The sequence below is a fragment of the Streptomyces sp. Root1310 genome (genome assembly GCF_001426425.1).
Classification (GTDB): domain Bacteria; phylum Actinomycetota; class Actinomycetes; order Streptomycetales; family Streptomycetaceae; genus Streptomyces.
On record NZ_LMEQ01000001.1, the window covers coordinates 726,481 to 745,741 of the forward strand.

18 protein-coding genes and 1 tRNA gene are annotated in these 19,261 nt (G+C 69.2%); 5 read left to right on the forward strand and 14 right to left on the reverse strand.

All coding sequences use genetic code 11. The annotated features are described in order from the left end of the window. Positions 1 to 182 precede the first annotated feature (182 nt). A tRNA-Val gene (locus ASD48_RS03340) sits at positions 183 to 254 on the reverse strand. 159 nt (positions 255 to 413) lie between these two features. Between ASD48_RS03340 and ASD48_RS03345 the strand changes: the two genes are divergently transcribed. The 3 genes from ASD48_RS03345 (at position 414) to ASD48_RS03355 (ending at position 3,240) form a co-directional block, all read left to right on the forward strand. Further along, complete coding sequence (locus ASD48_RS03345) at positions 414 to 1,187, forward strand: DUF4097 family beta strand repeat-containing protein (protein ID WP_057599830.1); 774 nt, start codon at positions 414 to 416, stop codon at positions 1,185 to 1,187. Positions 1,188 to 1,261: 74 nt separating this feature from the next. Next, positions 1,262 to 2,656 carry a hypothetical protein gene (locus ASD48_RS03350; protein WP_057599831.1) on the forward strand — a complete coding sequence of 465 codons (1,395 nt, stop codon included), beginning with the start codon at positions 1,262 to 1,264 and terminating at the stop codon, positions 2,654 to 2,656. An 80-nt stretch (positions 2,657 to 2,736) separates the two neighbouring features. Beyond that, positions 2,737 to 3,240 (forward strand): DUF4383 domain-containing protein, encoded by a 504-nt coding sequence (locus tag ASD48_RS03355; protein ID WP_057599832.1) that lies wholly within the window; start codon positions 2,737 to 2,739, stop codon positions 3,238 to 3,240. 13 nt (positions 3,241 to 3,253) lie between these two features. Here the strand turns inward: ASD48_RS03355 and ASD48_RS03360 are convergent, their stop codons facing one another. From ASD48_RS03360 to ASD48_RS03370, 3 genes are all read right to left on the reverse strand, one after another. After that, entirely contained in the window at positions 3,254 to 4,426 is a 1,173-nt protein-coding gene (locus ASD48_RS03360; protein WP_057599833.1) for an amidase domain-containing protein, read from the reverse strand. A 98-nt stretch (positions 4,427 to 4,524) separates the two neighbouring features. Then, positions 4,525 to 5,808: a hypothetical protein gene (locus ASD48_RS03365; RefSeq protein ID WP_057599834.1), complete on the reverse strand. Its 1,284-nt coding sequence runs from the start codon at positions 5,806 to 5,808 to the stop codon at positions 4,525 to 4,527. A 49-nt stretch (positions 5,809 to 5,857) separates the two neighbouring features. Further along, on the reverse strand, positions 5,858 to 8,068 hold the full coding sequence (locus ASD48_RS03370) for a transglycosylase domain-containing protein (protein WP_199875713.1): 2,211 nt from the start codon (positions 8,066 to 8,068) through the stop codon (positions 5,858 to 5,860). A gap of 285 nt (positions 8,069 to 8,353) precedes the next feature. Between ASD48_RS03370 and ASD48_RS03375 the strand changes: the two genes are divergently transcribed. Further along, positions 8,354 to 8,572 (forward strand): zinc ribbon domain-containing protein, encoded by a 219-nt coding sequence (locus tag ASD48_RS03375; RefSeq protein ID WP_057599835.1) that lies wholly within the window; start codon positions 8,354 to 8,356, stop codon positions 8,570 to 8,572. Positions 8,573 to 8,590: 18 nt separating this feature from the next. Here ASD48_RS03375 and ASD48_RS03380 read toward each other — a convergent pair whose 3' ends face one another. The 3 genes from ASD48_RS03380 to ASD48_RS03390 are packed head-to-tail and all read right to left on the reverse strand — an operon-like array spanning position 8,591 to position 13,274. Then, positions 8,591 to 9,391, reverse strand: coding sequence for a hypothetical protein (locus ASD48_RS03380; protein WP_057599836.1), 801 nt, complete (start codon positions 9,389 to 9,391; stop codon positions 8,591 to 8,593). Next, on the reverse strand, positions 9,391 to 12,072 hold the full coding sequence (locus tag ASD48_RS03385; RefSeq protein ID WP_057599837.1) for a phosphoribosyltransferase: 2,682 nt from the start codon (positions 12,070 to 12,072) through the stop codon (positions 9,391 to 9,393). Before ASD48_RS03385 ends, ASD48_RS03380 begins: the two co-directional genes overlap by 1 nt. 26 nt (positions 12,073 to 12,098) lie before the next feature. Next, complete coding sequence (locus tag ASD48_RS03390) at positions 12,099 to 13,274, reverse strand: HpcH/HpaI aldolase/citrate lyase family protein (protein WP_057599838.1); 1,176 nt, start codon at positions 13,272 to 13,274, stop codon at positions 12,099 to 12,101. 176 nt (positions 13,275 to 13,450) lie between these two features. Here ASD48_RS03390 and ASD48_RS03395 point away from each other — a divergent pair, with 176 nt between their 5' ends. Beyond that, entirely contained in the window at positions 13,451 to 14,194 is a 744-nt protein-coding gene (locus ASD48_RS03395) for a TerD family protein (protein WP_057599839.1), read from the forward strand. 19 nt (positions 14,195 to 14,213) lie between these two features. Here ASD48_RS03395 and ASD48_RS03400 read toward each other — a convergent pair whose 3' ends face one another. The 7 genes from ASD48_RS03400 to ASD48_RS03425 form a co-directional block, all read right to left on the reverse strand. Further along, a complete protein-coding gene (locus ASD48_RS03400) occupies positions 14,214 to 14,951 on the reverse strand; it encodes a Tellurium resistance (protein WP_057599840.1) in 738 nt (245 codons plus the stop codon). A 100-nt stretch (positions 14,952 to 15,051) separates the two neighbouring features. Next, a complete protein-coding gene (locus tag ASD48_RS03405) occupies positions 15,052 to 16,200 on the reverse strand; it encodes a DUF475 domain-containing protein (RefSeq protein WP_057599841.1) in 1,149 nt (382 codons plus the stop codon). 146 nt (positions 16,201 to 16,346) lie between these two features. Next, positions 16,347 to 16,523 carry a hypothetical protein gene (locus ASD48_RS44655; RefSeq protein ID WP_199875621.1) on the reverse strand — a complete coding sequence of 59 codons (177 nt, stop codon included), beginning with the start codon at positions 16,521 to 16,523 and terminating at the stop codon, positions 16,347 to 16,349. 49 nt (positions 16,524 to 16,572) lie between these two features. Continuing rightward, entirely contained in the window at positions 16,573 to 17,148 is a 576-nt protein-coding gene (locus ASD48_RS03410; RefSeq protein WP_020126912.1) for a TerD family protein, read from the reverse strand. Between the two features lie 120 nt (positions 17,149 to 17,268). After that, the gene (locus tag ASD48_RS03415) at positions 17,269 to 17,844 is read right to left on the reverse strand and encodes a calcium homeostasis/redox stress adaptation protein (RefSeq protein ID WP_020126913.1); all 576 of its coding nucleotides are present in this window, start codon (positions 17,842 to 17,844) and stop codon (positions 17,269 to 17,271) included. Positions 17,845 to 17,956: 112 nt separating this feature from the next. Continuing rightward, complete coding sequence (locus ASD48_RS03420) at positions 17,957 to 18,424, reverse strand: peroxiredoxin (protein ID WP_057599842.1); 468 nt, start codon at positions 18,422 to 18,424, stop codon at positions 17,957 to 17,959. 145 nt (positions 18,425 to 18,569) lie between these two features. Next, entirely contained in the window at positions 18,570 to 19,007 is a 438-nt protein-coding gene (locus ASD48_RS03425; protein ID WP_020126915.1) for a DUF3052 domain-containing protein, read from the reverse strand. Between the last annotated feature and the right edge of the window lie 254 nt (positions 19,008 to 19,261).

Sequence of the window (19,261 nt, forward strand, 5' to 3'; positions counted from 1 at the left end):
GACGCCCGGTTGGAGATGTGCCGGGCGAAGGGGTGGAAGGCGAACCGGAGGAAACCGCCGAAGCCCCGGCTGGACGTGTACCTGGGGCCGCCGAAGAAACAAGTACAGCGCCCGGGAGGTCGACGTGCCGGAGTTCCTGGCAGAGGCCCGCCGCGGGTCATGCGGCGGGCCTCTGACCTGTGTGGGCGCGGACGGTTTCGAACCGCCGACATCCTGCTTGTAAGGCAGGCGCTCTACCCCTGAGCTACGCACCCGGGACGAGTCGACAGCCTACATTGCCCGGGGCCGTGCCTCGCAAACCCGTATCCGGGGGTTAGCCCCACCCCGGATCCGGGAGCGTGCCGGATCCTCCCGCGGGCGGCGGCTCCCTAATGTCGTCAGGGCAACGCCACGCAGCCCAGGGGGAGATCACCATGGCACGTACGTCACTTTCGGCCCGCGCGTTCCTCGCCACCGGGGCCGTCGTGGCCCTGGCCGCCGGTACGACCGCCTGCGGCGCCGCCGCCGCCGACGACGAGCATCCCGATCACCGGGCCTTCGCCCTTCAGGGCCGCACGCTCACCATCGACTCCGACGACTCGGCGCTCGAGATCGTCGCGTCGGACACGGCCGAGGTGGGCAAGGTCGACGTCACCCGCTGGTTCCAGGGGTCGGTCACCATCGGCGAGGAGCCGAAGGTGACCTGGTCGATGAAGGACGACCGGCTGAAGCTGCGGCTGCACTGCTCCGGCCTGGTCGCCGACTGCGCCGCCAAGCACCGGATCGAGGTGCCCCGGGGCGTCGCCGTGAAGGTCGAGAACGAGGACGGCAGCGTGCGGGCACAGGGCTTCCGGGACGCGCTGAGCGTGCACGCCGAGGACGGCTCGGTACAGGTCACCGACTCCAGCGGGCCGCTGGAGCTGCGCACCGAGGACGGTTCCGTACGCGCCGAGGTCTCCTCGCGCACGGTGGACACCCGTACCGAGGACGGCTCGGTCCACCTCACCCTGGCCGCCGTACCGGACCGGGTGGAGTCCGTCAGCGAGGACGGCTCGGTGACGATCACACTGCCCGAGGCGACCTACCGGGTGACCACGAAGACCGACGACGGCGGGGTGGACGTGTCCGTGCCACGCGACGAGTCCAGCGCGCATGTGGTCAGCGCACGCACCGCCGACGGCAAAGTCACCGTCCGGAACGCGAACTGACCGACCCGTGTGTTCGTCCTTAACCGGTGGGAGAATGACACCGGGCAGGACGGATCACAGCACGGGAGAGGGATGTGACGGCGACACCAGCGCAGCCGTATTCGCCGTTGGTGCCGCGCGCACAGCGCTGTCGTGCGCGCCGGGGACCACAAGCGCTCCGGGACACCCTCACCCTCGTCACCCTTCCCCTCGTGGCCGCCCTCGCGCTGCCCGCCGCGTTCGCCGGCGGCGGCACCCGGCGCTGGTTCGGCGGACGGGCGGAGGGACAGCGGGCCGAGGCCCAGGCCGCCAAGGACGCGGCGGCGGCCGCCTTCTACGAGCTGGACACCGCCCAGCGGGACCTGCGGATCTCGATCGAGACGATCAGAGCCGTGGACGACTCGCCGGCCGCCCGGCGCGCCCTCTCCGACTTCGAGGCCGTCGGCAGGCGGATCGACGAGGCCAGCCGGCAGTACATCGACGCCGTCGACGCCCATGACCTCGACCGGGACGACCTGGAGGTCTCGGCGGCCGCCCAGGCCCGCACCGAACTGACCCGCGCCAAGGACGAGCTGGGCCGCGTGAGGCAGGAGCTGGACCGGTTCGCCGACGGACTGGGCCCGCTGCTCGGCAAGGCCGAGACCCAGCTGGCCCGCCTCGCGCCCGCCGTGGAGCGGGCCCGGCAGGCGCTGCTGGCCGCCTCGAACGCGCTGGACGCCGTACGGGAGAGCGGGCTGCGGGCGGACGGACTCGCGGCGCGGCTGGCGGCGCTGGCGCCCGAGCTGACGAAGCTGAACCAGGGCGCGGGACAGCACGGGGTGCCGCAGACGCTGGAGCGGGCGGAGCGTGTGGCGCGGGAGGCCGAGGCGGTCCGCGTGGAGGCGGAGCGGCTGCCGGAGCGGGCCGCCGAGATCGACCACCGGCTCGTCTCGCTGCGGACCCGCGCCCAGGCGCTGACGACCCGCTCGGGGCAGGTGGAGCCGATCCTGAGCGAGCTGCGTCGGCGGTTCTCGGCCGCCTGCTGGCAGGACCTCCAGCACGTCCCCGACGAGGCCGGGGAGCACGTCCGGCAGGCCGAGGCGAAGCTCGCGGAGGCGCGGGGCGCGCGGGACGCGCAGCGCTGGCCGGACGCCACCGCGCTGCTGTCGACGGTGCGCGCCCTGCTGAACAGCACCGACGAGGCGGTCTCGGCCGCCGGTGACCGGCTGACCAGGCTGAACGCCGTGCAGAAGGATCCGCAGGCGGAGATCGACCGGACCCGGTTCGCGATCCGGGACGCCCAGCGGCTGGCGATGGCGGGACGCAACACCCCCGATCCCCGGCACGCGCGCCCGCTGGACGACTCGGTGGCCCGGCTGGAGCGGGCGATCGGCACGCTGGAGGGCCGGCACCCCGACTACTGGCACTTCCTGACCGAGACGGAGGCCGTCCGGCGGACGGTGGCGGACGTGGTGTCCGGGATCCGTGAGGAGCGCGGGACGGGGCACTGACATTGCCGTGTCCGCCCGGCGGGCGGATATTGAAGGTACGTACGGCCTCCATCGGCGCATCCACCCTCAGGGAGGCGGAGATGGCCACACACGCAGTGCACGGCCGGTCCAGGCGGCGCATCAGGTTCGACGAGCATCTGCCGGTCGACCACCGTCTGAACATGGTCTACCGGATCGGCGCCGGGCTGATGGGCCTGGGGCTGATCGCCTTCGGGATCTTCGGCATCGTCGACAACATCGGTTTCTTCGACACCGGCGGGGACGAGGTGTGGAGCCTCAACACCAACGGGGCGCTCAGCTGGCTGTCGGTCGGCGTCGGGCTGCTGCTGCTCGTGGGCATGGTGATCGGCGGGAACTTCGCGTCCACGCTGAACATGACCCTCGGTGTCCTGTTCATCCTGAGCGGGTTCCTGAACATGGCCCTGCTGGAGACGGACTACAACTTCCTGGCCTTCGAGATCCAGAACTGCATGCTCAGCTTCGTGATCGGGATCCTGCTGCTCGTCTTCGGGATGTACGGCAGGGTGGGGTCCGCCCTGCCGCACGACAACCCGTACTGGCGGGCCCGCCACCCCGAGGAGTGACGGGCCGGCCGGATCAGGTGCGGTAGGCGTAGAAGTACGCGGTCGGGTACGACGAGACGAGGCTCGCCACCGACCTGCGCAGGGTGTTGTTCGAGTGGTAGGTCACGTACGGCACGCCGCCGCTCTTGGCGGTGACGATCATCGTGTGGTCCTTGGACCCGTCGCGGTCGAAGTCCATCTGGAGGACGTCGCCGACCTCGAGCTGGTAGACGTTGGCGAGCGCGGTCGTCCGCTTGGAGTTCTGGGCGAACCAGGACCACTCGTTGACGCCGACGAACGAGTCCGACTGGATGTCGGCGTTGCCGAACCACCGGGTGTAGTCGTACACGTAGCCGGGGACGTGCTTCCAGCCGCCCGCCTTCAGGGACTGGCTGACGAAGTTGGTGCAGTCGCCGCCGGCGCCGTGGCCGTTGTAGTCCGGGTAGTCCTTGTTGTAGACGTTCCAGTACTTCTCGGCGTACGCCGCCATGGCCTTGTAGTCATAGGCGGTGCCGGTCTTCGGAGCGGCGACCGGGTTGCGGGTGGTGGCCGCGCGCGCGGCGTTCGGCATGGTGTCGTCGGCCGTCGTGGCCGTCTTGACGGACACCGGCTTGGTGAGCGCGTTCACCGCGAGACCGCCCTGGTCGGTGTCGCGGATGTCCGTCAGCTGCCAGTTGCCCTGCCGGTCGGCCTTGAACGTCAGCTCGTGGTGGGCCTCGAAGCCGGTGCTCTTCGGCTCGTTGCCGCGGACCTTCTCGTAGGTCAGCGTCGTGCTCTCGGTGACCGCGGCCTTGGCGGTACGGCCGGTCACCCGCGTGGCGTTCAGGGTGACGGTGGTGCTGGCCTTGCTGTACTTCTCGCCGGCCTTCGCCAGCTTGTCCTTGCGGTCGCCCAGCGTGGACAGGGCGGCGTCCTCGGTGCGGGCCGTGCCGGAGGACAGCTTGACGTCACCGGAGAAGCCGTCGGTCAGCGGCTTCGTCCGGTCGCCCTGCTTGCCCGCGACCAGGGCGTCGGTACGGTCGGTGAAGACCGCGTCGGCCAGCCGCTGGAAGGTGGCCTTCGTCCGGGCGTCGACCTTGGGGTCGTCGACGACGGCGGCACCGGCGGACCAGTTGGGCAGCAGAGCCACTCCGGCGACGACCGAGGTGGCGGCTGCCCCGAGTATCGCGACGCGGCGGCGAGTCGCTCTCAATTTCCTTGACTTCACGGATGTTTCCCCTCTTGCCCCGGCGGAGGGATGCCGGGAAGGGCATCTTTGCATGGCGTGTGTGGCCGTTGTGAAGAGGGGACTCGGTTGAGGTTTGGTTACTTCACGACGGTGGACCAGTCCGGATTCTGCGCCGGATCCAGGGTGCGCAGCCGCTCGAGCGTCGCCGGGGTCTGGACGTCCATCCAGTCGGCCAACTCCTGGAAGGACACGCACTTGACGTCCTTCTTGGTGCACACGTTCTCGATGACCTGGTCGACGGACTTCATGTAGATGCCGCCGTTCCACTCCTCGAAGTGGTTGCCGATGAACAGGGGCGCCCGGCTGCCGTAGTACACGCGGTTGAAGCCGGCCATGTAGGCGTCGACGGTCTCCTGTTCCCAGGTGGGGTACTGGGCGGCGTCGCCGTCGACCTCACCGTCGGACTGGTTGTAGAGGAAGTTGAAGTCCATGGACAGGCCCTGGTACTTGCCGCCGTCGTAGGGGAGCAGCTGGAGCGGGAAGTCCCAGATGCCGTTCTTCTTCGTCGGCCAGATCTGGAAGTCGCCGGTGGAGCTGGCGTCGTAGCGCCAGCCGTAACTCTTGGCGGCCTTCAGCAGGTTCGCCTGGCCCTCCAGGCAGGGCGCGCGGCCGCCGACGACCGCCTTCTTGAAGTCGAAGGGCAGCGGGTCCATGTCCGTGTAGCCGGTGTTGGTCTTCCAGTTCTCCGCGAAGGAGTAGAACTGGTCGATCTCGCTCTTCCACTCCTCGACGCTCCAGTCGCCGCCGCCCTTGGCGCCGCAGAAGTGGCCGTTGAAGTGGGTGCCGATCTCGTTCCCCTCCTTCCACGCCTCGCCGAGCTGCTCCAGCGTGGTGCGGATGTGGTCGTCGGTGGGGAAGCTGATGGCCGCCGTGCCCTTGGGGTGCTGGGGCGGGGAGTACAGGTCCTTCTTGCTCTTGGGCAGCAGGTAGATGCCGGTGAGGAAGAAGGTCATGTGGGCGTTGTACTCCTCGGCCATCTTCCGGTAGTGCTCGAAGAGGCCGTCGTCGCCCATGAGCGCGCCGTCCCAGGAGAAGACCACGAACTGGGGCGGCTTCTCCCCTGGCTTGAGCGGAACCGCCTTCAGCTGCCCGGTCTGCGGTCCGGTGTACGAGGTGGAGCCGTCCCCCAGGACCTTGGTCTTACCGTCCCACTCCGGCTCCTTGGTGGCCCCCGCCGACGCCTTCTTGTTCTCCCCCGAGGAGGCGGTCGGCTCGGTGTTCATCGTGCGGTTGAGCACCAGGTAGCCGGCCACCAGGGACGCGACGACGAGGAGCGCCGCGAGCGTCAGGAACCCCGGATGCGTGGTGGCGGGGTGGCGCGTTGCCGCAGCCTTGCGGCGGCGGCCCGACGGTGACTTCATGTGCGGATCATTCTCCGGATTTCGGGGATGCGGGTGCCCGTTTCGGTGGTCAGCCGAGCGGGCGCATGGCACCTGACCAGATGCCGTAGGGGACGCTGTCGTCGGTCGTGCCGGCGATGCCCTTCAGTGGAAGCGGCTGGAGGCTCTTGCCGAGGTCGATGCGGTAGACGACGACCGCCGTGGACACGGCCTTGGCCGTGCCGACGTACCAGGCGGCGGTGTCGTCCTGGGTGGTGCCCGCCTTCCCGGCCACCTGGCCGAGCGAGCCGGTCCTGGCGGCCGTCTGCTGTGAGGCGGGTACGTCCTGCGGGTGGGCGGTGCGGAAGGAGTCCGCGAGCGCGGAGTTGACCTCCTCGGCCACGTCGGCGCCGAACGCGCGGTCGACGGCCGGGGTGTCCAGGACGAGTTTGGTGCCGTTCTTGGTGATCAGGCGCACCGAGTACGGCTCGGTGTGCTTGCCGCCCGCGGCGAAGGTGGAGTAGCCGCTCGCCATGCGGATCGCGCTGGGCGTGGAGCTGCCCATGGACAGCGCGGGCACCTGCGCCCCGATGCTGGAGGAGAGCAGCCCGGACTTCTCGGCGGTGGCACGCACCACGTCGAGGCCGGCGTCCATGCCGAGCTGCATGAACGGGGTGTTCACCGACAGCTCCATCGCGCGGTGCAGGGAGATCTGCCCGTACGACTCGCCGTCGTCGTTCTTCGCGGCCACCACCTTGCCGCTGCGGTCCCAGTAGGGGCCCTCGGGCGTCTTCACCGGCACCTTGTCGTCGCCGTCGTACAGCGTCTCCCCGGTGACCGGCGTGGTGTCCCCGTCGCGGGTCTTGTGGATGCCGTTCTCCAGGCCGGCGGCGTACACGAACGGCAGGAACGCGCTGCCGGCCGAGACGGTGGTGGCGTTGGACTCGTTGTAGCCCTGCGTACGGTGGTCGGGACCGCCGTAGACGGCGAGGATCCGCCCGTCGGAGGCCACCGAGGAGGCGCCGTAGTGGGCGGCCTTCGCGTTCTCGGGGTCGTCCTTCAGGGCGTCCTTGCGGGCCTTGGTGACGGCGTCGGTGAGCTGGGTCTCGCGCTTCTTGTCGAAGGTCGTGTAGATCTGGTAGCCGCCCAGGTCGAAGTCCTTGTCGGAGATCTTCCCGGCCTTCTTGGCGTACTGGGAGGCGAGTTCCACCAGGTAGTCGCTCTGCTCACCGGTGTCGTACAGCGGGTTGGACTTGAGCGGCTCGGGGAACTTCGTGTACTTGGCGCGCTCGGCCTTCGACAGCTTGCCGATGTCGACCATCCGGTCCAGGGTCCACGACCAGCGCTCCACGGCCCGGGCGCGGTTGGCCGAGTTCAGGGTCGGGTCGTACAGGCCGGCGCCCTTGAGCAGGGAGGCGAGGAAGGCGGCTTCGCTGGCGTTGAGCTCGCCGACGTCCTTGCCGTAGTAGGCCTGGGCGGCGCGCTGGATGCCGTAGGTGCCGCGGCCGAACCAGCTGGTGTTGAGGTAGCCCTCGAGGATGTCGTCCTTGCTCATCTGGTTGTCGAGCTTGAGGGAGATCATGGCCTCGGTGAACTTGCGGCTCACCGTCTGGTTCTGGTTCAGGTAGACGTTCTTGACGTACTGCTGGGTGATCGTGGAGCCACCCTGGGTGTCTCCCTGGCCGATGGTGCGGAACAGGGCGCGGCTGATGCCCTTGAAGGAGATGCCGGGGTCGCTGTAGAAGCTGGCGTTCTCGGCGGCCAGCACCGCCCAGCGGACGTCCTCGGGGATGTCCTTCAGCGGCATCGCCTGACGCTGCACCCAGCCGGTGCGGGCCATCGGCGTCCCGTCGGCCCAGAAGTACACGTTGTCCTGCTGGGTGGCGTACGAGTTGATGTTCTCCGGGATGTCGGTGGCCGCGTAGGCGACGACCAGGAGCATGCCGCTCAGGCCTATGGACGTGAGGACGCCGCCGAGGCACTGGCGCCAGGAGGGTATCCAGCGCCTCCAGTCGGTACGGCCCGGGCGCGGGTACTGCGGGCGGAGCTTGCGGGCGTAGGGCGTGACACGAGCCACATACGGGGCGAGCACGGCGAGGATCGGGGCGAGTCGGGGACCCAGAAAAGAAGAAACTCGGGCAAAAAGGGAAGGCTGGGGCGCTTTTCGTCGATTTTTCGACGAACGTTGCTTTCCGCCGCCTTCGCCCTTGCCCTCGGACATATCCGGCACAGCCGGTATATCCGATACCCGCAGCTGCATGGTCTCGTCCGCCCGGAAAGCCGGGGGAACCTTCAACTGCATGGTTTCGTCAGGCCGTTGGGGCTTGTCCCCCTGCCCCGCCTCGCTCACGACGCGTCTCCCTCCGCACTCCGTATTGCTCGCAGGCAGACGTACAGACTTACGAGGGCCTGACATGGTTGCCGTTGACGCGGCCGCAAACCTTGAACCCTCCCGACCTTGGAGTTCAACGCGGCGCTCTCAAATTACCAGCGCTCTTCGCAAATTCTCCACAGAAGAAATCGACAGAAGTGAACAGAGCCGAAACTGCTGACACCGCCTCCGAGCATAGGGGCTTAGTCTGACGCCATGCCTCGCTACGAGTACCGCTGCCGGACCTGCGGCGACACCTTCGAACTGAGCCGCCCGATGGCGCAGTCCGCCGACCCCGCCGACTGCCCCGCGGGCCACGACGACACCGTCAAATTGCTCTCCACGGTGGCCGTGGGCGGCACGAAGTCCGCCCCCGCGCCCAAGGCGGGCGGCGGGGGCGGCGGCGGATGCTGCGGCGGCGGTTGCTGCGGCTGACCGACGCCGGAGAATTTCTCAGGAGTTCTTCAGGAACTCCCGAAGGATGCGCTCCCCGGCCAGCACGCCCCGCTCGGGCAGGGCGGTGATCGCCGGGGCCGTCCAGGCGGCGTCGGCCAGCTCGCCGTGGCCGGGACGCCAGCCCCGGTCGGCGACCAGCAGCAGGTCGGCGTCGAGCAGCGAGTCGCCCGCCGCCAGCGTCAGCTCCGCGCCGGTCCGGCGGGCCACCTCACGGACCGCCGCGCTCTTGGTCAGCGGCTTCGGCACGGCGTAGATCTTGCGGCCCTGGAGCGACACGGTCCAGCCGCGGTTCTCCGCCCAGACCGCGAGCTCCTTCACCCACTCCTCGGGCAGCAGCTCGCGCTCCACGACGAGATAGGCGAACAGGTCCTCGGCGACCCGCTGCTTGCGCAGCCACAACGGGTCCGCCGTCTTCGCCAGGTACTCCTCCACCTCCGCGAGCGGCGCGCACTCGTCGGCCAGCCTGGCCAGCACGCTCGCGTGCCAGTCCTGGTCCGTCGCACCGTCGACCAGCAGATGGCCGCCGTTCGCGCAGATCGCGTACTTCGGCGCGGGGCCCGGCAGATTGATGCGCTGGTACTGCTTGCGCGTCCGGGTGGTCGTCGGCACGAACACCGCCCGGTCGCCGAGCTCGGTCAGCAGCTGGGCCGACGTCTCCGTCATGAACGACAGCGGCCTGGCCTCGTGCACCTCCACGCACAGCAGCCGCGGCGCCCGCGCGTCCGGCATGGTCAGCGCCAGGGCGGCCGCCGAGTAGATGAGCGTACGGTCGAGATCGCTCGCCACCAGAACCGGCATCAGACCGTCACCGCCTTGCCGTCGGCACCGGTCGCGCCCCGGGTGAACTGCGGGTGGATCAGCCCCACGCAGGTGTACGGCAGGTCGCCGACCTCCTCGACGGGCACCCCTCGCTGTCCGGCGAGCAGCCGTACGTGGTCCAGGTCGGCGCCCGCGCCGGCCCGCGCCAGGATCTTCCACGGCACCCGGCGCAGCAGCACCCGGGTGGTCTCGCCGACCCCGGGCTTGACCAGGTTCACATCGTGGATGCCGTACTCCTCGCTGATCCGCTCGACGGCCCGCCAGCCCTCCCAGCTCGGCGTGCGGTCACTGGCCAGCAGCTCCTTCACCGCGCCGCCCACCGCGTCCGCGACCTCGGGGAAGCGGGCGGCCACGGCGTCCAGGAAGGCCACCGAGACGTCGCTGCCGGCGAGTTCGCGGTAGAACTTCGCGCCGTGGAAGTCGTTCGGCCCGACCAGGTCGGCCCGCAGCACGGTCCGCGAGACGAGCCCCGAGACGGTGGAGTTGAGACAGGCGGACGGGATCAGGAAGTCGTCGCGGGTGCCGTACGTCCGCACGCACGAGCCCGGGTCCGCCAGCACCGCGATCTCCGCGTCGAAGCCGGCCGCGCCGCCGCCCGCCTCGAACTCCTCGATCGCCGCGGCCAGTTCCCGGGTGATCGCGCCCTTGCCGGTCCAGCCGTCGACGAAGACCACGTCACGCGGGTCGTGATGGGCGGCCAGCCACCTCAGCGCGTTGGCGTCGATGCCCCGGCCGCGCACGATCGACACGGCGTAGTGCGGCAGGTCGAGGCCGTGCCGGAACTGCGCCCAGCGGCGCATCAGCACACCGACCGGGGTGCCGGCCCGGGCGAGCGAGACGAGCACGGGCCGGGGGGAACGCTCGGCGATCACCGTGTCCGTGACCACGCCCACGGCCTGCGCGATCCGCGCAGCCGACGTCTCCAGCGCCGCGTGGAACAGCTCCTGGTACTGCTCGCTGGGCTGGTACTCGACGGGCAGCGACTCGGCGTAGTGCGCGCCGCCGCTCTGGATGGCCTCCTCCCGCTCCTCGGTCGGCGCCTCCAGCGTCACGTCCGAGAGGTCCTGGAGCAGCCAGCCGACCTCCTCGGGCGGGTACGAGGAGAAGGCGGGGCCGCGGAGGGGCTCGGGCAGCATGGCGGGTCTCTCTTCCGACAAGGCGGCTGCGTACAGCGGCTCGGGGACGTACGACGGCACGACCGCGAGGACGACGTGCGGGGTGTGCGCGGCGAGCTGGGACAGGAGACCGTCGGGAGCGTGCAGCTCCCGGGTGTCGGCCACGGAGTCCACGACGGCGACGACGGCGTCGAAGCCACTGCCCGCGACGTTATAGGCATAACGCTCACCGGGGCCGTCGGCCGGGTCGTCGTGCGCGGGGAAAACGATTCGGCTGCGTATCGCGTAGCCGGGGTCGTCCACCGCGAGGACGGGCGAGCGGGTGGTGGTCGAGTAGCGCACCTCGGCGGCCACCACCTGCTCCAGCTCACGGGCCAGCCTGAGCGGGGCGTACATCAGCTCCTCGAAACCGAGGACGAGGACGCGCGAGGCGTCCTCGGGTATCGCCTCGGCGAGGCGGGCGGTCATGGCGGGGAGGGCCGCCTCCAGCCGGGCCCGGTGCCTGGGCGTGAACCCGTGCCGGCCGCCGTCGGGGAGGCCGCGGGGCCAGTGCAGGTCGACGCGGGTGAGGTGGCCCTGGGGGCGCGTCCGAGGGGTGCGGTCGTCTTCCGGGCGCGGGTCCGCCGTGGCGTGTCGCGCAGTTCCCCGCGCCCCTGAGGGGTTGACCCGCATGTCGGCCTCAGTGCTCTGCGGGGGAGCGGCCGCCGCCCCCTGGGGCTCGGTGCGGGCAGCGCCCTGAAGGTGCGCGGGGAACTGCGCGACCAGCCCCCGCGCACCCGCGGACGACCGATCACCGCCCGCGGCAACCGCACCCGCGGCCTCGTAGCGGGCGACCAGCTCCTGGCCCTTCTCCAGCACGCCCTCCGGGAGGCGTACCGTCCCCGACGCGGCGGTGACGAGGTCGACGCGGGCGCCGATCTCGCGGGCGAAGTCGTCCAGGCGGCCCGCGTCCGCCGCCGACCGCATGTCGACGAGGGCGACGACGACGTACCGCCGCCGCGGATAGCGCTCGTGCAGGGCCCGGATGGTGTTCAGGACCGTGTTGCCGGTCGAGAACTCGTCGTCGACCAGGACCAGCGGCCCGTCCCCGACCAGCAGCGCCGGGTCCTCCGGCAGCAGCAGGTGCGAGGTCGCGTGCGAGTGGGACTCCTCGAAGCCGCCCGCCTGCGCCACCCCGGCGACCGGGCGGCGGGTGGAGTGCAGGTAGGGGGCCGCGCCGAGGCCGTCGGCGACCGAGTGGCCGAGGCCGGTGGCGGTCTCCGCGTAGCCCAGGACGACCGCCTCGGCCGTCTCCTCGGCGCCGAGCAGGTCACGCACCCGGCGGCCGAGGGCGAAGCCGTGGCCGTGCACCACGGACGGCGACTGCGGGACGTGCTTGCCCAGGACGTTGGAGACCAGCAGATGCGCCCGCTTGGGGTTGCGGCGCAGGGCCAGCCCCAGCAGGCCCGTCAGCGCGGCGTCGCCCACGAGCTCGACACCGAGCCGCTCGGCGACCCACGTCCCGGACCAGATCCCGTCGTCCCCGTTGTTCACTGCGTTGTTCATGCGTCCCTTGTGAGTGAGGTGGTTCTTCAGCCGGGTATTCCGGCGGCGAGCAGGTCGACGAAGCTGACGTCCTCGTGCGCGACACCGAAGACCTCGGCGCGGAGCATGGTGCGCTCGGCCCAGGCGCGGTGCGGCTTCACCTCGTTCATCTTGTTCGTGTACTGCGACCGCAGCACACCCCCGCCGCCGCGTTCCGGCCGCAGGATGTCCGCCGCGTCGCTGTACTCCTCGTGACTGACGACGGACAGCGCGTGCACGGCCGGCACGTGCGAGGGGTGGATGCAGGTCTTGCCCAGCAGACCGTTGGCGTGATCCAGGGAGATCTCGCGCAGCAGCCCGTCCATCGCGTGCTCTATCAGCTTCTCGCGCAGCTCGACGGCCTGCCCCTCCAGGAACGGACTGTGCCGCAACATCGGCTTGAACATGCGCTCGGGAACCCTGAAGTACTCCCACACGGGACCGGTCACCGTGAACCCGGTGCCGTCGGCCCGGCCCAGCATGTTCACCACGTCGGCGATCACCGAGGCGACGATCTGGACGTCGTAGGCGGTCATGTCGGGCGCCCTGCGCAGCCCGTACGAGGAGCAGAAGTCCGTCACGCCGAGGCGCAGCGCGAGAACCCGGCTGCGGTACTTGTCGACGGCGCGGGCGATGCCCTCCAGGGCGTCCACCCGCGACTCGCGGTACATCAGCTCGGGCGTCTCCAGGACGGGCATGCCGAACAGCCGCCGTCCGCTCGCCGTCTCGGCGCCCGCCAGCGCCTCCAGGAAGGGGATGCCCCGCTCCTCGGTGAACTTCGGGAAGACGAACCCGCTGAGCAGGCTCACGGTGGCCCCGAGCCGCCGCACCAGGTCGGGGATCTGCTCGGGCGTCCGCACCCGGATGAAGAGCAGCGGCAGCTCCGCGCCCTGCGTGTCCCTGCGGCCCGCCAGGTCGGCGAACTGCCGGACCAGGTTCTCCTCGCCGGCCTCGACGTCCTCGTCTCCGATGGAGTCCTCGAGGCACAGCACCATCGACACCACACCGCGCCCGGTCTGCTTGACGATGTCGTCCGCCAGCCGGGGCCGGGTGGCCGGGCTGTACAGCGTGGCGCCCAGGGCCGCCGAGAGCAGCCTGGCCGGGGAGTCGGTGTCGAAGACGCACGGCTCCCGGTAGAAGAGCCGCTGTCGCACCTCAGGGGCGAGGTGCCCGAAATGACGCATAAATCTCCCCCGTGGTGCAAGGTAAGTCTGTGGATTCGGTATGAGGTGGCCGGTAATAGTACGTAGGGATCCATGTCAGAGGTTCCCACCCGGCATGAATTTCAGGTAACTCGCGGATGAGACTTGCCGTGTACCCCGCGTTGTCGTGAGCAGGCCCGAGAAGGCAGGATGACCGCATGACGCACGCGATGCTGAAGGGGTCGAACGTCCCGCTGAAAGCCACCACGGTACGCGCCGTGCTGCGCTGGACCCCCGGGCAGGGGGTCCCGGACGTCGACGCCTCGGCGCTGCTCCTCGGCCTCGACGGCCGTGTGCGCTCCGACGAGGACTTCGTCTTCTACAACCAGCCCCGGCATCCTTCCGGGAAGGTGTGGCGGCTCGGGAAAAAGCGTGTCGCGGAGGGCCTCACGGACACCATCCAGACAGATCTGTCCGGTGTCGAGTCCGGCGTCGGCCAGATTCTGCTGGTCGCTTCGGCGGACGGCGTGACGTTCGACCGCGTACGTTCCCTCACCATCGTGCTGTACGACGCGGCAGCCGACGGCGAGCCGCTGGCCACGTTCGACATCCGCCCCGAGACGGGCGAGGAGACGGCGCTGATCTGCGGCGAGCTGTACCGGCGCGGCGAGGGCTGGAAGTTCCGCGCCCTGGGCGAGGGCTATTCCAACGGCCTCAAGGGCCTGGCCACCGACTTCGGCATCTCGGTGGACGAGTCGGAGGAGGCGGCGGGCGCGGCTCCCGAACCGGCCCCGCAGACTCCCAGCCTCTCCCAGCCCCTGCCGCCCGAGCAGCCGACCTCGGCCGTCCCCCAGCAGCAGCCGGCGTACGGCTACCCGGCCAGTCTCCCGACCTACGGCTACGGCTATCCGGACGGCTCCTTCCGGCTTCCCCCGCAGGGCCCCCAGTTCGTCGGGCGGTGAGCCGCCGGGGGTTCGGGCGCTACTTCTCGGCCTTCGTCTTGTAGCCCCGGCCCCAGGTCAGTCCCCAGCCGTACAGCCGGTCCAGTTCCGCCTGGAACCCGTAGACGAAGCGCACCTCACGCCGCACCATGAGCTCGTCCTTCACGTTCTCGATCATCACCACCGCGCAGGACCGGGCCTGCGGGTGCCGTTCGTCGAGGCCTATCTCGATCCGCGGCCCGTTGCTCGGGTACAGCGTGACGATCGCGTGCGTACGGTCGAACGCCGGCGTCTGGTCGTAGATGTAGACGAAGACGAGCAGCCGCTTGATCTGTTCGCGGTGGTCGAGGTTGACGTACATCGTCTCGCCGGACGCCGACCCGAACCGGTCGTCCCCGCTGAGCTTCACGTACGGTGCCGCGTTCACGTCCCCGAGCAGGCCGCCCAGCGGCTGCACGACGCCCTTCGTCCCGTCGGCCAGCTCGTACAGGCAGCCGAGGTCGAGGTCGACGTTCACCATGCTCTGGCTGTGTCCGACGACCTCCGGTGGCCGCAGCGCCTTGAAGGGGTGCCGCAGCAGGCTCTCCCGCTGCGGTCCGCCGATGTCGGACGTCCGCATCCGCCAGGTCAGGTTGACGCGCAGGTTGCCGGTCGCGGCACCCTGCTTGGTCAGGGAGACCTGATGGTGCCGCTTGGTCAGTTCGATCGCGTTGGTGGCCGCGCTGCCCGAGTCGAAGTCGGCGGCCCGGCTGCCCAGGAGCCCGTCGAAGATGCCCATTCCCGCCCCCACGTCCACTGATGAAAACCGGCGGGGCGGCCGGTGGAGGACTCGTCCTCACCGACCGCCCCGCTCAGAGCGTTCCTCGCTCGAAAGGTGATCACACCCCGGACGAGATCTCAGTCTTCTCGTCCGAGCCCTGGGCTTTTCCCTCGGCCGCCGCCAATGCGCGGTTGCGGCGCACGGAGGACCAGAAGGACCACCCGATCAGGACGACGCCGACGAGGCCGGTGATGACCTCGTTGATCTGGTACTGGATGGTGACCATGAGGATCACGGCCAGGGCGCCGATCGCGTAGTGGGCGCCGTGCTCGAGGTAGACGTAGTCGTCGAGGGTGCCCTGGCGGACCAGGTACACGGTCAGCGAACGGACGTACATCGCGCCGATGCCCAGGCCCAGCGCCATCAGCACGATGTCGTTGGTGATGGCGAAGGCGCCGATCACACCGTCGAAGGAGAAGGACGCGTCGAGGACCTCGAGGTAGAGGAACATGAAGAACGCGGCCTGACCGGCCAGGACGACCGGCGAACGCTTCTTGCCGGTGCGCGCGGCCTCTTCCTCCTGCTCGTGCTCGCGTTCCTCCTCTTCCTCGAGCTTGTCCTCGAAGTAGCCGGAGAGCCCGCCGACGACCATGTACGTGATCAGACCGGCGATGCCGGAGATCAGTACCGTCTCCGCCTTGTCGGCGTGCGCGCCGCCGTGCTGGTGGGCGTGGGCCGCGAAGGTGAAGGAGGTGATCAGCAGGACGATCAGCGCGATGCAGACCGACAGCATGTCGACCTTGCCGAGCTTGGCCAGCGGGCGCTCGATCCAGCGCAGCCACTGGACGTCACGGTCCTCGAAGATGAAGTCCAGGAAGATCATCAGCAGGAACATGCCACCGAAGGCGGCGATCGACGGGTGGGCGTCGGTGACCAGCTGCTGGTACTGGTCCTTGTCGTTGAGCGCGAGATCGACGGCGTCGATCGGGCCGATCTTGGCGCTGATGGCGACGATCACGACCGGGAAGACCAGCCGCATGCCGAAGACGGCGATGAGGACGCCCACCGTGAGGAAGATCTTCTGCCAGAAGGCACTCATCTTCTTCAGGATTCCGGCGTTGACCACCGCGTTGTCGAAGGACAGCGAGATCTCGAGGATGGAGAGGATCGCCACGATGCCGAAGGCCTCCCACCCCCCGTAGAAGACCGCTGCGACCAGGCCGAGCGCGGTGACCGCGAACGACCAGCCGAAGGTTTTCAGAAGCACTGGCTACCCAATCGTGTATGTACGGGTCTCCCCCGCGCCGTACTCGGCTTTACCAAAAGTTGACGTTGACTGCAGAGTCTACGGTGCGGCTCTTCCGGCCGGGAGCTTGGCCTGGATCCGGCCGGAAAGCCGCAGGTCTCGCCAGGTCAGCCATGGGAGCGAGGCTTCGCCCCCTCGAAAATCACGAGGAACGGGGAGACGTAGCCGGATGCCTCGACGGGCGTGGCATGACCGGCCACCACCAGCACGACGCCGGCGATCAAGGCGGCGCAGTACATCAGGGCGTTGATCACTTGGTTGGGGCGTTGCGATTCGCTGGGCATGAAACCGGCTCCCGCCCTTCCGCCGGAGCCACTCTGCGTAAGCGGCTCTTTACGAAACGTTGACCCCGAAGTCTAGAGCGATGCCCCGCAATCCCGACGCGTACCCCTGACCCACCGCCCTGAACTTCCATTCGCCCTGGTATCGATAGAGCTCACCGAAGATCATCGCGGTCTCCGTGCTGGCGTCCTCGCTGAGGTCGTAGCGGGCGAGTTCCTGCCCGTCGGCCTGATTGACGACGCGGATGAACGCGTTGGAGACCTGGCCGAAGGTCTGCCCCCGCTCGTCGGCCATGTGGATGGAGACCGGGAAGACGATCTTGTCGCACTGGGGTGGCACCTTGGAGAGGTCCACCAGGAGCGACTCGTCGTCGCCTTCGCCCTCACCGGTGAGGTTGTCGCCGGTGTGCTCCACCGAGCCGTCCGGGCTCTTGAGCTGGTTGTAGAAGACGAACCACTCGTCCCCCATCACCCGACCGCTGTTGCACAGCAGCGCGCTGGCGTCGAGGTCGAAGGGGGCTCCGGTGGTGGAGCGCGCGTCCCAGCCGAGTCCGATCATCACCTGAGTGAGGTTCGGCGCGGCCTTGGACAGGGAGACATTGCCTCCCTTGGCGAGCGTGACGCCCATGATTGCTGGTCCTCCCCTAGGTGGTGCTCACGTGCTTCCTCTTCGGTTGTCCTGCACGTCCGGCGCCGCCCGTAAACGGTGCGGCGCCGGACGGTCGGACCTTCAGTCCCCGCGGGTGGCTCAGACGTTGACGCCGAAGTCCTGCGCGATGCCGCGCAGGCCCGACGCGTAGCCCTGTCCGATGGCCCGGAACTTCCATTCCGCACCGTGCCGGTACAGCTCGCCGAAGACCATCGCGGTCTCGGTCGAGGCGTCCTCGCTGAGGTCGTAGCGGGCGATCTCGGCGCCGCCGGCCTGGTTCACGACGCGGATGAACGCATTGCGGACCTGACCGAAGGACTGCTGACGGTTCTCGGCGTCGTAGATCGACACCGGGAAGACGATCTTCTCGATGTCGGCCGGGACTCCGGCGAGGTTGACCTTGATCGCCTCGTCGTCGCCCTCGCCCTCACCGGTGGTGTTGTCACCGGTGTGCTCGACCGAGCCGTCGGGGCTCTTGAGGTTGTTGAAGAAGACGAAGTTGGCGTCGCTGCCGACCTTGCCGGAGCTGTCCAGCAGCAGCGCGCTGGCGTCCAGGTCGAAGTCGGTACCGGTCGTGGTGCGGACGTCCCACCCCAGACCGACGATGACCGCGGTCAGGCCCGGGGCCTCCTTGGTCAGCGATACGTTGCCGCCCTTGCTGAGGCTGACTCCCACAAGTCCTCCATTGGTGTCCTGGGGCGGGGAGCCCCTGGTGCTTCGGATATCGGATCAACGAGTCGATCCTAGTGACGGGTTCCCGCCCCACGCAGGCCCTGGAGCCGAAGAATCACAGGGTGTCGAGCGCGGCGACGTACTCGCCGAGGTCCCGGGCGTCCGGCAGCGCGTTGACGACGGTCCAGCGCACCAGGCCCTCCTTGTCGATGACGAAGGTGCCGCGCACCGCGCAGCCCTTGTCCTCGGCGAAGACGCCGTAGGCACGGCTGACCTCGCCGTGCGGCCAGAAGTCGCTGAGCAGCGGGTATTCCAGGCCCTCCTGCTCGGCGAAGACGCGCAGGGTGTGGATGGAGTCGTTGGAGACGGCGAGCACCTGGGTGTCCCGGGCGGCGAACTTCGGCAGGTTGTCGCGCACCTCGCACAGCTCGCCGGTGCACACACCGGTGAAGGCGAAGGGGTAGAAGAGCAGGACGACGTTCCTGGGGTTCTCGCCCTCGCGGAAGTCGGAGAGCCGCACGGCCCGGCCGTGGTTGTCCTTGAGCTCGAAGTCGGGGGCCTTGTCGCCGACCTGGATCGCCATCGCCTGATTGTCCCTTCGGTGGGGGCTGTCTGGGTGAGTCCACCCTACGCAGCGGCCACCGAAGGCCGCCGGACGGGCCGAGTCCGAAGACCCAGCCCGCCCGGCGTCACTTCACAGCACTTCTTCGGACGTCACTCCCTGGACGTCACTTCTTGGACTTCGCGGCCTTGGGCGTCACCAGCCGGCTGCCACTCCAGTCCTTGCCCACGCTGACGCTCTTGCTGGCCGACAGACCCGCAGTCGTCGAAGCTTCGGAGATGTCGCTCGGCTCCACGTATCCCGTACGGCCGGTCTTCGGCGTCAGGAGGAGGATCGACCCGCCTTCTTCGATGTACGTGGTGGCGTCCACCAGCGCATCCGTCAGGTCTCCGTCATCGTCGCGGAACCAGAGCACCACGGCGTCGGCGACGTCGTCGTAGTCCTCGTCCACCAGATCGCTGCCGATGACTTCCTCAATGGACTCGCGGAGCTCCTGGTCGACGTCGTCGTCGTAGCCGATCTCCTGGACCACCTGCTCGGGCTGGAAACCCAGCCTGACGGCAGGGCTGGTCCGCTCCTCCGCGTGGTCCGCGGTCGCGCTCACGGGTTGCCTCCTGATCATGTTTTGGGGAATTACTCAGCCACGCGCGTGCGCGAAGCATTGGCCGTAGTCCACACGGACGGGACGGATCGCGCAAGTACCCGGCGGTTCGGACCGCCGAAACGGTGACGATCCTGGCCGTGTCGACGCAACTCCAGGCACGCGATTCGGACGGACGGTGACGTACACCACACCTATCTGCCCTGTTTGCGTATTTGAGAACCATCCAAGGGTACGAGATTCGAACGAGTGCCGGT

Excerpts from the sequence above, each read along its gene's own strand:
- ASD48_RS03385 (WP_057599837.1), bottom strand. The coding sequence starts at position 12,072 with ATGAACAACGCAGTGAACAACGGGGACGACGGGATCTGGTCCGGGACG.
- ASD48_RS03370 (WP_199875713.1), bottom strand. The coding sequence starts at position 8,068 with ATGCAGTTGAAGGTTCCCCCGGCTTTCCGGGCGGACGAGACCATGCAG.
- ASD48_RS03380 (WP_057599836.1), bottom strand. The coding sequence starts at position 9,391 with ATGCCGGTTCTGGTGGCGAGCGATCTCGACCGTACGCTCATCTACTCG.
- ASD48_RS03375 (WP_057599835.1), top strand. The coding sequence starts at position 8,354 with ATGCCTCGCTACGAGTACCGCTGCCGGACCTGCGGCGACACCTTCGAA.
- ASD48_RS03410 (WP_020126912.1), bottom strand. The coding sequence starts at position 17,148 with ATGGGCGTCACGCTCGCCAAGGGAGGCAATGTCTCCCTGTCCAAGGCC.
- ASD48_RS03395 (WP_057599839.1), top strand. The coding sequence starts at position 13,451 with ATGACGCACGCGATGCTGAAGGGGTCGAACGTCCCGCTGAAAGCCACC.
- ASD48_RS03355 (WP_057599832.1), top strand. The coding sequence starts at position 2,737 with ATGGCCACACACGCAGTGCACGGCCGGTCCAGGCGGCGCATCAGGTTC.
- ASD48_RS03400 (WP_057599840.1), bottom strand. The coding sequence starts at position 14,951 with ATGGGCATCTTCGACGGGCTCCTGGGCAGCCGGGCCGCCGACTTCGAC.
- ASD48_RS03390 (WP_057599838.1), bottom strand. The coding sequence starts at position 13,274 with ATGCGTCATTTCGGGCACCTCGCCCCTGAGGTGCGACAGCGGCTCTTC.
- ASD48_RS03345 (WP_057599830.1), top strand. The coding sequence starts at position 414 with ATGGCACGTACGTCACTTTCGGCCCGCGCGTTCCTCGCCACCGGGGCC.
- ASD48_RS44655 (WP_199875621.1), bottom strand. The coding sequence starts at position 16,523 with ATGCCCAGCGAATCGCAACGCCCCAACCAAGTGATCAACGCCCTGATG.
- ASD48_RS03420 (WP_057599842.1), bottom strand. The coding sequence starts at position 18,424 with ATGGCGATCCAGGTCGGCGACAAGGCCCCCGACTTCGAGCTCAAGGAC.
- ASD48_RS03365 (WP_057599834.1), bottom strand. The coding sequence starts at position 5,808 with ATGAAGTCACCGTCGGGCCGCCGCCGCAAGGCTGCGGCAACGCGCCAC.